We start from the raw sequence: 12,684 nt of genomic DNA, 5'->3' as shown, positions 1-12,684 counted from the left end.
AGCGTAACACTCTGAAAAGCGATTTCAGGGCGTAACGGTGCGAAAATGTGAAAACGGGCGGCCACTATGGGTTACCGTTGAGGAATAGACCATGAACCACGAAAATCTGGTAGAAATTCGCGGGCTCAGTTTCCGGCGAGGCAGCAGGCCGATTTTTTCGGATGTCTCGCTGAATGTGCCAAAGCAAAAAATTACGGCCATCATGGGGCCGTCCGGTATCGGTAAAACCACGCTGTTGCGGTTGATTGGCGGTCAACTGCAACCAGACAGCGGCGAAATCTGGTTCGACGGGGAAAATATTCCGACGCTTTCCCGTTCTCGTTTGTATGAAACGCGTAAGAAAATGAGCATGTTGTTTCAGTCCGGCGCGTTATTTACCGACCTGAATGTGTTTGACAATGTTGCCTGGCCGCTACGGGAGCATACGCAACTGCCTGAACCGTTGCTACAGAGCACGGTGATGATGAAGCTGGAAGCGGTGGGATTACGCGGCGCGGCGCAACTGATGCCGTCAGAGCTGTCTGGCGGTATGGCAAGGCGTGCCGCACTGGCGCGTGCGATTGCGCTGGACCCGCAAATGATTATGTTTGATGAGCCTTTTGTTGGTCAGGACCCGATCACCATGGGGGTGCTGGTGAAGCTCATTGATGAATTAAATCACGCGCTTGGTGTGACCTGTATCGTGGTGTCTCACGATGTGCCGGAAGTCTTGAGTATCGCCGATCATGCCTACATTATTGCCGATCAGCGTGTCGTGGCACAGGGCGCACCGGCTGAATTGCAGCAGAATGGCGATCCGCGTGTCAGGCAGTTTCTCGATGGCATCGCCGATGGCCCGGTACCGTTCCGCTATCCGGCGGGCGATTACCAACGTGGGCTGTTAGGTTTGGGGAGTAAGTAATTCATGCTAGTACAGGCATTAGCGTCGCTGGGACGTGTTGGCATTCAGGCTTGCGCCTCTTTCGGGCGTGCCGGGCTGATGTTGTTCAATGCGCTGGTGGGCAAGCCGGAACCGGCCAGACAGTGGCCGCTGTTGCATAAGCAACTCTATAACGTTGGCGTGCAATCATTGCTGATCATTATGGTCTCCGGTTTGTTTATCGGCATGGTATTGGGTCTTCAAGGCTATCTGGTCCTGACCACCTACAGTGCGGAAGCCAGCCTGGGCATGATGGTGGCGCTGTCATTGTTGCGTGAGCTGGGGCCGGTGGTGACGGCGTTGTTGTTCGCCGGGCGTGCCGGTTCTGCCCTGACGGCGGAAATCGGACTGATGAAGGCGACCGAGCAGTTATCCAGTATGGAAATGATGGCGGTAGACCCGTTGCGCCGTGTCGTCGCGCCGCGGTTTTGGGCCGGGGTAATTTCCATGCCTTTGCTGACGGTGATTTTTGTCGCCGTAGGTATTTGGGGCGGCGCACTGGTTGGCGTGGACTGGAAAGGGATCGACAGCGGCTTTTTCTGGTCGGCGATGCAAAACGCGGTGGAATGGCAGAAAGACCTACTTAACTGTGTGATTAAGAGCCTGGTGTTTGCCATTACCGTTACCTGGATTGCGCTGTTTAACGGTTATGACGCGATTCCGACGTCAGAAGGCATCAGCCGCGCGACGACCCGCACGGTGGTGCACTCGTCGCTGGCGGTACTGGGATTGGATTTTGTGCTGACGGCACTGATGTTTGGGAAATAAGTCGATGCAAACAAAGAAACATGAAATAGGGGTTGGCGTGTTCATGCTGATCGCACTGTGCGCCATCATCTTTTTATGCCTGAAGGTGGCAGACCTGAAATCACTCGGGCAACAGCAGACTTACCGTTTGTATGCCACGTTCGACAATATTGGCGGCCTCAAGGTGCGTTCGCCGGTAAAAGTCGGTGGTGTGGTGATTGGTCGTGTTGTGGACATTTCGCTGGATACCAAGACCTATCTGCCGCGGGTAGCGATGGATATCGATAAGCGCTACAACCACATTCCGGATACCAGTTCGCTGGCGGTTCGTACCTCTGGTCTGCTGGGGGAACAGTACCTGGCGTTGAATATTGGTTTTGAAGACGAGGACATGGGTACCTCGATTCTGCAGGACGGCGGGACAATTCAGGATACCAAGCCTGCTATGGTTCTGGAGGATCTTATCGGTCAATTCCTATATAAGAGCGGTGGCAACAATACTGACAATGCCAGCCAGAACAATGCGAATCAGGGGCATACCGAACCGGCCGCGTCTAAACCGGCTGAGAAAAACGGTGATACTGCAAAACCTGAAGCCAGCGAAAAACCGGCCCAACAGCCTTAAGAGGACACAGCATGTTAAAACGTTTATTGATGGTGGCTTTGTTGGTCGTGGCCCCGTTTGTCAGTGCAGCGGATCAAACCAATCCTTACAGCCTGATGCGCGATGCGGCGCAGAAAACCTTCGATCGTCTTAAAAACGAACAGTCGCATATTCAGCAGGACCCTAACTATCTGCGCACCGTGGTACGCGAAGAACTGCTGCCTTATGTGCAGATAAAATACGCCGGTGCGCTGGTGCTGGGGCAGTATTACAAGAGTGCCACGCCGGAACAGCGTGAAGCCTATTTCACGGCGTTTGAATCGTATCTGGAGCAAGCCTATGGTCAGGCGCTGGCGTCTTACCATGGCCAGACTTATGAGATTGCACCGGAGCAGCCGCTGGGCAATGCCGAGATTGTTTCTATCCGCGTCACTATTATTGACAATGGTGGTCGTCCGCCGATTCGTCTGGATTTTCAGTGGCGTAAAAACACCAAAACCGGCTACTGGCAGGCTTATGACATGATCGCCGAAGGGGTGAGCATGATTACCACTAAGCAGAACGAATGGGCATCCACGTTGCGTCAGAGTGGTGTGGATGGGTTGACGAAGCAACTGCAATCGGCGGCTCAGCAGCCGATTACGCTGGATCAGAAAAATGGCTGATGCACTGCAGTGGCGACAGACTGACGGCACGCTGTATCTGGAAGGCAGTCTGGATCGAAACAGTTTACTGCCGCTTTGGCAGCAGCGTAATGCGTTGCTGGCAGATAGCCGGGTGCTGGATGTCGGCCAGGTAGAACGGGTCGATTCCGCGGGACTGGCTCTGTTGGTGCATTTTTATCACCAGCAGGAACAGCAGGGAACGCCGATGACGATTACCGGTGCCAGTGAGCGACTGCGTACGTTGATTCAACTGTATAACCTGAATGAAATCATTCCGGTCCATTGAGTCGACCTGTCGCTGTGCGCTTTCATGATTAAGGTTCCCCCTTGTCGCCTGTGCGCAAGGGGGATTTCTTTTGTTTAAGATAGCGACAGATTCATCTAAGATACCACCCTGTTTATCATCCCCCTGACGTAGAATCGAGAGCAATGGAAAACGACGAAATTAAAGACGTGCTGATGAAAGCGCTGGCGCTTGAAGATGCGCATGTTTCTGGCGACGGCAGCCACTTTCAGGTCATTGTGATAGGTGAGTTGTTCAAGGGTATGAGCCGCGTAAAACAGCAGCAGGCGGTCTATGCGCCGCTGATGGAATACATCGCGGATAATCGCATTCATGCGTTGTCGATCAAGGCTTATACCCCTGAAGAGTGGCAACGCGACCGTAAACTAAGCGGTCTGTAAGTTAGCGGCCATCCGGCCATGCTATTGAGTCTGAATATTGAGAAATCGTCACTATGGATAAATTTCGTGTGCAGGGGCCAACCCGGCTCGCTGGTGAAGTTACTATTTCCGGCGCAAAAAACGCCGCCCTGCCTATCCTGTTCGCTGCCCTGCTGGCTGAAGAGCCGGTAGAAATTCAAAACGTTCCCAAACTGCGTGATATCGACACCACCATGAAGTTACTGAGCCAATTAGGCGCTCGTGTTGAGCGCAATGGTTCTGTGCATGTTGATGCCAGTTCGGTGAATGTGTTCTGTGCACCGTATGACCTGGTGAAAACCATGCGTGCTTCTATTTGGGCATTGGGCCCGCTGGTGGCGCGTTTTGGGCAAGGGCAGGTGTCGCTGCCGGGTGGTTGTGCTATTGGTGCCCGTCCGGTCGATTTGCACATCAATGGTCTGGAACAACTTGGCGCGCACATCACGCTGGAAGAAGGGTATGTGAAGGCGACGGTTGATGGCCGGTTGAAAGGTGCACACATCGTGATGGACAAAGTCAGCGTTGGCGCGACGGTGACCATCATGAGTGCCGCCACGCTGGCGGTGGGTAAAACCATTATTGAGAACGCGGCGCGCGAGCCTGAAATTGTTGATACGGCGAACTTCCTGAATACGCTGGGTGCCAAAATCAGTGGCGCGGGTAGCGACAAGATCGTTATCGACGGCGTGGATCGTCTGGGGGGCGGGGTATACCGCGTACTGCCGGATCGTATTGAGACTGGCACGTTTTTGGTCGCGGCGGCGGTCTCCGGCGGCAAGGTCGTATGCCGTCACACTCGTCCGGATACGCTGGATGCCGTGTTGTCCAAACTGCGTGAGGCGGGTGCTGATATCGAAATTGGTGATGACTGGATAAGCCTGGATATGCATGGCCGTCGGCCGAAAGCGGTGAATGTGCGTACCGCTCCGCATCCGGGATTCCCGACCGACATGCAGGCACAGTTCAGCCTGCTGAACCTGGTGGCGGAAGGTACTGGCGTTATCACCGAAACCATTTTCGAAAACCGCTTTATGCATATCCCCGAACTGATTCGTATGGGAGCACAGGCGGAAATCGAGAGCAACACCGTGATTTGTCATGGTGTCAGCCGTCTCTCCGGTGCACAGGTGATGGCAACTGACCTGCGAGCATCGGCAAGTCTGGTGCTGGCGGGATGTCTTGCGCAAGGCACGACACTGGTCGATCGCATCTATCATATCGATCGTGGCTATGAGCGTATCGAAGACAAGTTGCGTGCGTTAGGCGCTAATATTGAGCGCGTGAGCGCTAACGACTAATCGTTATAGCCGGGTGCTCTGCTATCGCATCACCCGGCGTACCCGGCGCGATTTAATCGCTGGGTGGGTGTTCCTGAATCGTGATATTCAGTTTTATTTCCTGATTATCACGGGAAATAACGACAGGAATCACTGAACCCGGCCGAATCTCCGCCACCTGATCCATGGTTTCTATTACGGAACGCGCGGGTTTATTGTTCACTTCCAGCAGCAGGTCACCTTTTTTAATCCCCGCTTTATCCGCAGGCCCGCCAGCATCGACCTCGTTGACGACGATACCTTGCAACCGCTCAAGGCCAGTGACTTGATTACCCAGCCGTTCGCGTTGCGCCCCTCGGATACCGAAATAACCCCGAATCACGCGTCCATCGCGGATCAGTTTATTCATGATCTTGGTTGCCAGCGCGACGGGAATCGCAAAACCGATACCTTCCGGCGTGCCGCCATCATCGCTTTTATCAAATGATAAGGTATTGATGCCAACCAGTTCGCCAAGTGTATTAACCAGCGCGCCACCCGAGTTGCCGTGGTTGATGGACGCGTCAGTTTGCAGAAAATTCTGTCGGCCGGACGCACTTAATCCTACCCGACCGGTAGCACTGATGATCCCTTGTGTCACCGTCTGCCCCAGGTTGTAGGGATTGCCGATGGCCATCACGACATCGCCGACGTGGAATATCCGTTTCGGGTTGATGGGGATCTCGGGCAGATTCGCGCCTTCGATTTTCAGCACGGCGAGGTCGGTCAGGCTGTCTGAGCCCACCAGCAGCGCTTCGAAAATACGGCCGTCTTGCAGGGTGACCACAATTTGTTCGGCATTGTTGATCACATGCTTGTTGGTGAGGATGTATCCTTTGCTGTTCATGAGAACGCCAGAACCCAGCGTGCGGATATTCAATTCGTTTTTGGCCGCAGGATCGTTAGCCTGATTGTATACGTTCACCACCGCCGGGGCAGCACGGCGCACACCCTGGTAATAGCTGACCGGGGTTTCCTGGCTACTGTCGCTACTGGCGTGCGACCAGCCCTGACTGGAGCGCAGTGTCGGAATCGCCAATAACAGAATACCGGCAACGATAACACCGAACAGCACCGAACGTAACAGTTTGGTTAGCATGAGCGTTTTGGGTGTGAAATGAAGGTTGAATCGCAGAATATCAGAGAAGGGTGGACACCGCATCGCGCGGTGTCCACTTTTTCATAGCTTAACGCAACAGAAGATAGATACTTTCATCGCCACGGACAATATTCAGCGCCAGCACCGAAGGCTTGGCTTCCAGAATTTTGCGCAATTGGGTGATGTTTTCTACACGTTCGCGGTTCACGCCGACAATGATGTCGCCTTTTTGCAGACCGACTTTAGCGGCAGCGCTGTCTTTGGCTACGTTATCGATAGCCACGCCTTTGCTGCCGTCCTTCAACTGCCCGTTATTGAGGGTAGCCCCCTGCAGTGCTGGGGTAAGTGTGTCAGCATTGGTTGTCACGTTGGCGCTATTATCCAGTACCACCGAGACTTCCTGCTGTTTACCGTCACGCAGCAGGCCGATACGCACGGTTTTACCCGGTGCGGTCGTGCCAATTTTAGCGCGCAGTTCCGCAAAACTGCTGATAGGTTTGCCATCCAGTGAAACCAGTACGTCGCCAGCTTTAATACCGGCTTTGGCGGCGGCGGATTTAGGAATCACTTCGCTCACGAACGCGCCACGCTGGGCATCCACCTTGAAGGCTTTCGCTATCTCGGAGGTCATTTCGCTGCCCTTGATCCCCAGCAGGCCGCGTTTTACCTCACCAAATTCCACCAATTGCTGAGCCAGGTTTTGCGCCATGTTGCTGGGAATGGCGAAGCCGATACCGACGTTACCGCCGCTCGGTGCCAGAATCGCGGTATTGATGCCGATAAGCTCGCCGCGCAGGTTGACCAGCGCCCCGCCGGAGTTACCACGGTTGATGGAGGCATCAGTCTGGATGAAGTTTTCCAGCCCTTCCAGATTTAGACCACTACGACCCAAGGCGGAAATAATACCGGATGTCGCCGTTTGGCCAAGCCCGAATGGGTTGCCGACAGCAACAGCAAAGTCGCCGACCCGCAACTGATCGGAGTCTGCCATTTTGATTTCGGTGAGGTTTTTAGCGTCATTCAACTGCAACAACGCGATATCGGTTTGTTCATCGCGGCCGATCAGCTTGGCGTCATATTCACGGCCGTCATTCAACTGCACCTGAATTTTATCCGCATTGTTGACGACGTGATTGTTGGTTAGCACATAGCCTTTTTCGGCGTTAATGATGACGCCAGAGCCTAACCCTTCGAACGGACGTGAATTCTGTTTTTCCGACGGGGTGTTCGGGCCAAAGAAGAATTTGAACTCTTCCGGAATACGCTGACGCTGTACCTGTGTGCCTTCCACATGCACGCTCACGACAGCAGGCAACACTTTTTCCAGCATGGGGGCCAGGCTGGGCAGAGGCTGACCTTCTACAACGGCAGGCAACGCGGCGTTGGCCGGGGGCACTGAAGACAACGACAGTCCAATACCGAGTGCCAGTGCGCTATATAACAACGATGTTTTTTTCATTGATTGTTAACTCTCTCACGACCTGCTTATGAATAAAACGATGATATATAAACTCAAACTTGCGGTGAATACTCAGACCCGGAGCTATGTGTAAAGTTCGCTGATATTTCGTCAGCGAAATGTAACGACCGACCGTGTCATGGATACGGTGGAGAGGGTCAGCATGACCGGCAAGAAACGCCCTGACGACAAACTGTGTGCCATCAGGGCGGATAACAGTGGCAATGTCGGCTAAACGTAGCCGGTTATTTGCCTGTCGGGCGTGTGCCACGCAGCAAGCCGGAGGCACTGCCGGAATAGTCGCGTGGCGGCATATCCACCGGTGCCTGGTCATTGTCTGACTCGGCTTCGGTCAGGCGATAATGAAACGGGTTATCCTGCATCGGAACATCCGGCAGCAGGTTGTTGGAGCTTTTCACCATATGCTGATAAAGCTGACGATAATCACGCGCCATATTGTCGAGCAGTTCTGCACTGTGGGCAAAATGGCTGACTAATTCCTGACGGTATTCTTCCAGTTCTGTTTTGTTTTTCTCCAGTTCGTTTTGCAGTACCTGCTGCTGGCGCAGTTTACGGTTACCGAACCGCATCGCGACAGCGCCAATGATGACACCGATAACAAATCCAATCAGCGCAGACTCCCAGGTCATAAAACGACTCCTATTTTTGACTTCGTTGTCCCGTAGGGTTTTTTCACTTAATAATAGTCACTATAACCGCTAACCTCGCTGGAGTGGAGCCCTTGTATATCTGGTCTGATCGGGTAGGTGGGTACTGCGAAGCGGTAACGCTCACGATCACGGGCTGAACCGGCGTTAACGCACGATAAAATACAACGAAATTTTTCTCAGGGATTTTGTGCTATGCAGAGAACAACCCCTTTGGCACTTTATCAGCAGGCTTTGATGGCGCAGACCTATCAGCCGGATGAGGTGCAGCATCAGACGGTTGTCCGTTTGAACGCTATCCATCAGACGCTGACGGAGCAGGTATGGATACAACCCGAAAACCGTACGCCGGGACTGATATCGAAATGGCGTAGTTGGTTGGGACAGAAAGAAAAAACGCCGACACCGGTGCAAGGTCTGTACATGTGGGGTGGGGTTGGGCGGGGTAAAACCTGGCTGATGGACCTGTTTTTCCACAGCCTGCCTTCGGAGCGGAAACTTCGGCTGCATTTCCATCGTTTTATGCTGCGGGTGCATGAAGAGCTGAACCAGTTGCAAGGTCAGGAAAACCCGTTGGAAAAGGTGGCGGATGGCTTTAAAGCGCAGACCGACATTCTGTGTTTCGACGAGTTTTTCGTTTCGGATATTACTGACGCCATGTTGCTGGCGGAACTGTTGCGCACATTGTTCTCGCGGGGGATTGCGCTGGTAGCGACGTCTAACATTCCGCCAGACGAGTTGTATCGCAATGGGTTGCAGCGTGCGCGCTTCCTGCCCGCTATTGAGCTTATCAAGCGTTATTGTGATGTGCTCAATGTGGACGCGGGTATTGATTACCGGTTGAGAACGCTGACGCAGGCCCATCTGTACCTGACACCACTCAATGCCGAAACTGAGGCTGAAATGCAGGCGATGTTCCGTCGTCTGTCTGGGCACGATATCACCCAGCCAGGCCCGGTACTGGAGGTGAATCATCGCCCGTTGGCAACACTGAGCGCGGGGGATGGCGTGCTGGCGGTGGATTTTGCCACGTTGTGTCTTGATGCGCGCAGTCAGAACGATTACATCGCCTTATCGCGGTTGTACCACACGGTGTTATTGCACCATGTGCCGGTGATGGCGGTAAAAGATGAGAACGCGGCACGCCGTTTTCTGGCGTTGGTGGACGAATTCTACGAACGTCGGGTCAAGCTGATTATTTCTGCCCAGGTGCCGATGTTTGAGATTTATCAGGGCGAGCATCTGAAGTTTGAATATCAGCGCTGCCTGTCACGTTTACAGGAAATGCAAAGTGAAGAGTACCTGCGCCAGCCGCATTTGCCGTAGCCGTGATTGACGGTGGCAGACACTGTATGCTGTGCAGGAAATTATGAGAGAAAAAAGTCGACCTTTGGGATCGACTTCTCTATAATCTTGCGACCCCACGTTACAACAAAGTTTTTTCCCGAAACTTTAATCGCGCTGGCAATAGCTATTCGAAGGGGTAGGTTTGCTGGACTAGATAGCCGTGTGAACCTCAACACTATTTATTTAAGCGTTTGGGTGTTCACCAACGTGTAACTTAAATTGGGTAAGCTTTTAATGAAAACTTTTACAGCTAAACCAGAAACCGTAAAACGCGACTGGTACGTTGTTGACGCGAGCGGCAAAACTCTTGGCCGTCTTGCTACTGAACTGGCTCGTCGTCTGCGCGGCAAGCACAAAGCGGAATACACTCCGCACGTTGATACCGGTGACTACATCATCGTTCTGAACGCAGAAAAAGTTGCTGTAACCGGCAACAAACGTTCTGACAAGATGTACTACCATCACACCGGCCACATCGGTGGTATCAAAGAAGCGACCTTTGAAGAGATGATTGCCCGCCGTCCTGAGCGCGTAATTGAAATCGCGGTTAAAGGCATGCTGCCGAAGGGCCCGCTGGGTCGTGCTATGTACCGTAAACTGAAAGTTTACGCGGGTAACGAGCACAATCACGCGGCACAGCAACCGCAAGTTCTGGACATTTAATCGGGATTATAGGCAATGGCTGAAAATCAATACTACGGCACTGGTCGCCGCAAAAGCTCCGCCGCTCGTGTATTTATCAAACCGGGCAGTGGCAACATCGTTATCAACCAGCGTACTCTGGAACAATACTTTGGCCGCGAAACCGCGCGCATGGTTGTTCGCCAGCCGCTGGAACTGGTCGATATGGTTGGTAAACTGGATCTGTACATCACCGTTAAAGGTGGTGGTATTTCCGGTCAGGCCGGTGCTATCCGTCATGGTATCACCCGCGCTCTGATGGAATACGACGAATCCCTGCGTTCTGAACTGCGTAAAGCTGGCTTCGTTACTCGTGACGCTCGTCAGGTTGAACGTAAGAAAGTGGGTCTGCGCAAAGCACGTCGTCGTCCGCAGTACTCCAAACGTTAATTTCTGTCTGCCTGGCAGCGAAATCAACGCAGAAAAACCCGGTGCCTGTCACCGGGTTTTTTTTCGTCCTGACATCACCTGTGGAAAAAATATGCTGTGATTACCGTGGGTTAACCATGAAAACACGCTTATCCCCCCACAAAACAAACAGAATCTGATACACTATTGGCCGGTTTTGTGCCTGTTCGTCAGCAAGTGATTTTAACAGAACGACGGATGTCGTCCGCTTTCTCCCCCTAGGGGAAGCCTAAACGCGGCAAGGCCAGCAGGATCATATTCGATCGGTTGTTCGCCGTATTTTTTCGATAACTTGGAGGTTTTCATGGCTGTCGCTGCCAACAAACGTTCGGTGATGACGCTGTTTTCTGGTCTGTCCGACATTTTTAGCCATCAGGTCCGCATTGTACTGGCCGAGAAAGGGGTAAGTGTCGAGATTGAACAGGTGGACATGGATAATCTGCCGCAGGATCTTATCGACCTTAATCCCTACGGCTCTGTGCCGACACTGGTTGACCGTGAACTGACGTTGTATGAATCACGTATCATCATGGAATACCTGGATGAGCGTTTCCCGCACCCGCCGCTGATGCCGGTTTATCCGGTGGCGCGTGGTAACAGCCGTCTGATGATGCACCGCATTGAGCAGGATTGGTATTCGCTGATGAAAACCATCCAGACTGGCAATGCTCAGGATGCGGAAGCGGCACGCAAGCAATTGCGTGAAGAACTGCTGGCTATCGCTCCGGTTTTCAACGAAGCACCTTATTTCATGAGTGAAGAGTTCAGCCTGGTGGATTGCTATCTGGCGCCGTTGTTGTGGCGTCTGCCGCTGCTGGGTATTGAGTTGAGTGGTTCTGGTGCCAAAGAACTGAAGGGTTATATGACCCGTGTGTTCGAACGTGATGCCTTCCTCGCGTCGTTGACTGAAGTTGAGCGCGAAATTCGGTTGCAGTCCAGAGGGTAATGGCATGACGTTGTCTCAGCTCTCTCCACGCCGTCCCTATTTATTACGGGCTTTTTATGACTGGTTGCTGGACAACCAATTAACGCCGCATCTGGTTGTAGATGTGACCGTTCCCGGCGTGCAGGTGCCGATGGAGTTTGCCCGTGATGGGCAGATTGTCCTGAATATTGCGCCGCGTGCGGTAGGCAATCTCGAACTGGCTGATGACAGCGTGCGCTTTAATGCGCGTTTCGGCGGAGTTCCCCGCCAGGTGTTTGTCCCGATGGCGTCGGTGATGGCTATCTATGCGCGTGAAAATGGCGCTGGTACGATGTTTGAACCCGAGCCTGCTTACGAAATTGTCGAAGAGTTTGGCGTACAGCCCCATTCTGAAGAGGAATCCAGACCAACACTGATGTCGGTGGTGGACAATGAACTTTCTTCTCCCGCCGCTGAGAGCGAGCCGCCGCCAGATGACGAGCCGCCCTCGCCACCAAGAGGTGGTCGGCCTTCCCTGCGGGTGGTCAAATAATCGCACTGATAAAAAAGGCACGTTACCGTGCCTTTTTTATTGCCCGAATGAAAGGTCCATAAAGCCGATAAGGTCCATAATGTCTTTGCTGTCTGGTAACGGGTTTATCCATTGTCAGTCTCGTGTTTAATCGAAGGAGAATGTGATGAAAACCAGTCAAGGCCGTTGTTTATGCGGTGCAGTAACGATAACGGTCCCTGAGTCATGCACGCATGATGTGTATGTCTGTCATTGCAGTATGTGTCGGACATGGGGTGGTGGGCCGTTGATGGCGATTGAAACTCAGCAAGGGGTGACCCTTGAGGGGGAAGAGCATATCGGGCGGTACCGTTCTTCCGACTGGGCGGAACGTGCTTTTTGCCGCACATGTGGAACCCACCTGTTTTATCGGCTGCTTAAACCGGAGATCTATTCAATTTCCGCCGGGCTATTCCCCAATGTTCCGCAAAAACTGGCTTCGCAGGTCTACATTGATAACAAGCCTGATTATTACGATTTCGTACAGCAAACCCCAACGATGACCGAACAGGACATCATTGATTTATATAAAAAGTAATACGAATTCCTGATGAGGGAAAGCAACCTGCATTGGAAAGCATAAAGGCGGCCGTA

16 protein-coding genes are annotated in these 12,684 nt (G+C 52.9%); 13 read left to right on the top strand and 3 right to left on the bottom strand.

The features are described from left to right. Positions 1 to 91 precede the first annotated feature (91 nt). The 7 genes from mlaF to murA all read left to right on the top strand — a co-directional run bounded on the left by mlaF (position 92) and on the right by murA (position 4,935). A complete protein-coding gene (mlaF, locus tag LF929_RS19050) occupies positions 92 to 901 on the top strand; it encodes a phospholipid ABC transporter ATP-binding protein MlaF (protein WP_038903081.1) in 810 nt (269 codons plus the stop codon). Positions 902 to 904: 3 nt separating this feature from the next. Beyond that, the gene (mlaE, locus tag LF929_RS19045; protein ID WP_016943096.1) at positions 905 to 1,687 is read left to right on the top strand and encodes a lipid asymmetry maintenance ABC transporter permease subunit MlaE; all 783 of its coding nucleotides are present in this window, start codon (positions 905 to 907) and stop codon (positions 1,685 to 1,687) included. Positions 1,688 to 1,691: 4 nt separating this feature from the next. Continuing rightward, on the top strand, positions 1,692 to 2,291 hold the full coding sequence (mlaD, locus tag LF929_RS19040) for an outer membrane lipid asymmetry maintenance protein MlaD (protein ID WP_038903083.1): 600 nt from the start codon (positions 1,692 to 1,694) through the stop codon (positions 2,289 to 2,291). Positions 2,292 to 2,302: 11 nt separating this feature from the next. After that, complete coding sequence (mlaC, locus tag LF929_RS19035) at positions 2,303 to 2,935, top strand: phospholipid-binding protein MlaC (RefSeq protein WP_038903084.1); 633 nt, start codon at positions 2,303 to 2,305, stop codon at positions 2,933 to 2,935. After that, the gene (gene mlaB, locus LF929_RS19030) at positions 2,928 to 3,221 is read left to right on the top strand and encodes a lipid asymmetry maintenance protein MlaB (RefSeq protein ID WP_210174474.1); all 294 of its coding nucleotides are present in this window, start codon (positions 2,928 to 2,930) and stop codon (positions 3,219 to 3,221) included. Before mlaC ends, mlaB begins: the two co-directional genes overlap by 8 nt. A 143-nt stretch (positions 3,222 to 3,364) precedes the next feature. Further along, positions 3,365 to 3,619, top strand: coding sequence for a BolA family iron metabolism protein IbaG (gene ibaG / locus LF929_RS19025; protein ID WP_012883046.1), 255 nt, complete (start codon positions 3,365 to 3,367; stop codon positions 3,617 to 3,619). A gap of 53 nt (positions 3,620 to 3,672) precedes the next feature. Beyond that, the gene (gene murA, locus LF929_RS19020; protein WP_012883047.1) at positions 3,673 to 4,935 is read left to right on the top strand and encodes a UDP-N-acetylglucosamine 1-carboxyvinyltransferase; all 1,263 of its coding nucleotides are present in this window, start codon (positions 3,673 to 3,675) and stop codon (positions 4,933 to 4,935) included. Between the two features lie 52 nt (positions 4,936 to 4,987). Here the strand turns inward: murA and degS are convergent, their stop codons facing one another. From degS to zapG, 3 genes are all read right to left on the bottom strand, one after another. Continuing rightward, complete coding sequence (degS, locus tag LF929_RS19015) at positions 4,988 to 6,052, bottom strand: outer membrane-stress sensor serine endopeptidase DegS (protein WP_038909439.1); 1,065 nt, start codon at positions 6,050 to 6,052, stop codon at positions 4,988 to 4,990. An 88-nt stretch (positions 6,053 to 6,140) separates the two neighbouring features. Further along, positions 6,141 to 7,511, bottom strand: coding sequence for a serine endoprotease DegQ (gene degQ / locus LF929_RS19010; RefSeq protein WP_038903085.1), 1,371 nt, complete (start codon positions 7,509 to 7,511; stop codon positions 6,141 to 6,143). A gap of 245 nt (positions 7,512 to 7,756) precedes the next feature. Beyond that, complete coding sequence (zapG, locus tag LF929_RS19005; RefSeq protein WP_016943091.1) at positions 7,757 to 8,161, bottom strand: Z-ring associated protein ZapG; 405 nt, start codon at positions 8,159 to 8,161, stop codon at positions 7,757 to 7,759. Between the two features lie 213 nt (positions 8,162 to 8,374). Between zapG and zapE the strand changes: the two genes are divergently transcribed. From zapE to LF929_RS18975, 6 genes are all read left to right on the top strand, one after another. Continuing rightward, complete coding sequence (gene zapE / locus LF929_RS19000; protein ID WP_226093064.1) at positions 8,375 to 9,505, top strand: cell division protein ZapE; 1,131 nt, start codon at positions 8,375 to 8,377, stop codon at positions 9,503 to 9,505. A gap of 255 nt (positions 9,506 to 9,760) precedes the next feature. Further along, the gene (rplM, locus tag LF929_RS18995) at positions 9,761 to 10,189 is read left to right on the top strand and encodes a 50S ribosomal protein L13 (protein WP_012883052.1); all 429 of its coding nucleotides are present in this window, start codon (positions 9,761 to 9,763) and stop codon (positions 10,187 to 10,189) included. A 15-nt stretch (positions 10,190 to 10,204) separates the two neighbouring features. Then, a complete protein-coding gene (rpsI, locus tag LF929_RS18990; protein WP_012883053.1) occupies positions 10,205 to 10,597 on the top strand; it encodes a 30S ribosomal protein S9 in 393 nt (130 codons plus the stop codon). 322 nt (positions 10,598 to 10,919) lie between these two features. Then, the gene (gene sspA, locus LF929_RS18985) at positions 10,920 to 11,561 is read left to right on the top strand and encodes a stringent starvation protein SspA (RefSeq protein ID WP_012883054.1); all 642 of its coding nucleotides are present in this window, start codon (positions 10,920 to 10,922) and stop codon (positions 11,559 to 11,561) included. A gap of 4 nt (positions 11,562 to 11,565) precedes the next feature. Beyond that, on the top strand, positions 11,566 to 12,072 hold the full coding sequence (gene sspB, locus LF929_RS18980) for a ClpXP protease specificity-enhancing factor (RefSeq protein WP_226093065.1): 507 nt from the start codon (positions 11,566 to 11,568) through the stop codon (positions 12,070 to 12,072). A 268-nt stretch (positions 12,073 to 12,340) separates the two neighbouring features. After that, positions 12,341 to 12,628 (top strand): GFA family protein, encoded by a 288-nt coding sequence (locus LF929_RS18975; RefSeq protein WP_016943088.1) that lies wholly within the window; start codon positions 12,341 to 12,343, stop codon positions 12,626 to 12,628. Positions 12,629 to 12,684 lie beyond the last annotated feature (56 nt).

The sequence above is a fragment of the Dickeya oryzae genome, assembly GCF_020406815.2.
GTDB classification, from domain to species: Bacteria; Pseudomonadota; Gammaproteobacteria; order Enterobacterales; family Enterobacteriaceae; genus Dickeya; species Dickeya oryzae.
The sequence above is the reverse complement of the archived record's forward strand: the minus strand, read 5'-3'. Positions and strand labels throughout refer to the sequence as shown.

Bases quoted from the DNA above. Each gene is read 5' to 3' on its own strand.
- mlaF (WP_038903081.1), top strand. From the start codon at position 92: ATGAACCACGAAAATCTGGTAGAAATTCGCGGGCTCAGTTTCCGGCGA.
- mlaE (WP_016943096.1), top strand. From the start codon at position 905: ATGCTAGTACAGGCATTAGCGTCGCTGGGACGTGTTGGCATTCAGGCT.
- mlaD (WP_038903083.1), top strand. From the start codon at position 1,692: ATGCAAACAAAGAAACATGAAATAGGGGTTGGCGTGTTCATGCTGATC.
- mlaC (WP_038903084.1), top strand. From the start codon at position 2,303: ATGTTAAAACGTTTATTGATGGTGGCTTTGTTGGTCGTGGCCCCGTTT.
- mlaB (WP_210174474.1), top strand. From the start codon at position 2,928: ATGGCTGATGCACTGCAGTGGCGACAGACTGACGGCACGCTGTATCTG.
- ibaG (WP_012883046.1), top strand. From the start codon at position 3,365: ATGGAAAACGACGAAATTAAAGACGTGCTGATGAAAGCGCTGGCGCTT.
- murA (WP_012883047.1), top strand. From the start codon at position 3,673: ATGGATAAATTTCGTGTGCAGGGGCCAACCCGGCTCGCTGGTGAAGTT.
- degS (WP_038909439.1), bottom strand. From the start codon at position 6,052: ATGCTAACCAAACTGTTACGTTCGGTGCTGTTCGGTGTTATCGTTGCC.
- degQ (WP_038903085.1), bottom strand. From the start codon at position 7,511: ATGAAAAAAACATCGTTGTTATATAGCGCACTGGCACTCGGTATTGGA.
- zapG (WP_016943091.1), bottom strand. From the start codon at position 8,161: ATGACCTGGGAGTCTGCGCTGATTGGATTTGTTATCGGTGTCATCATT.
- zapE (WP_226093064.1), top strand. From the start codon at position 8,375: ATGCAGAGAACAACCCCTTTGGCACTTTATCAGCAGGCTTTGATGGCG.
- rplM (WP_012883052.1), top strand. From the start codon at position 9,761: ATGAAAACTTTTACAGCTAAACCAGAAACCGTAAAACGCGACTGGTAC.
- rpsI (WP_012883053.1), top strand. From the start codon at position 10,205: ATGGCTGAAAATCAATACTACGGCACTGGTCGCCGCAAAAGCTCCGCC.
- sspA (WP_012883054.1), top strand. From the start codon at position 10,920: ATGGCTGTCGCTGCCAACAAACGTTCGGTGATGACGCTGTTTTCTGGT.
- sspB (WP_226093065.1), top strand. From the start codon at position 11,566: ATGACGTTGTCTCAGCTCTCTCCACGCCGTCCCTATTTATTACGGGCT.
- LF929_RS18975 (WP_016943088.1), top strand. From the start codon at position 12,341: ATGGCGATTGAAACTCAGCAAGGGGTGACCCTTGAGGGGGAAGAGCAT.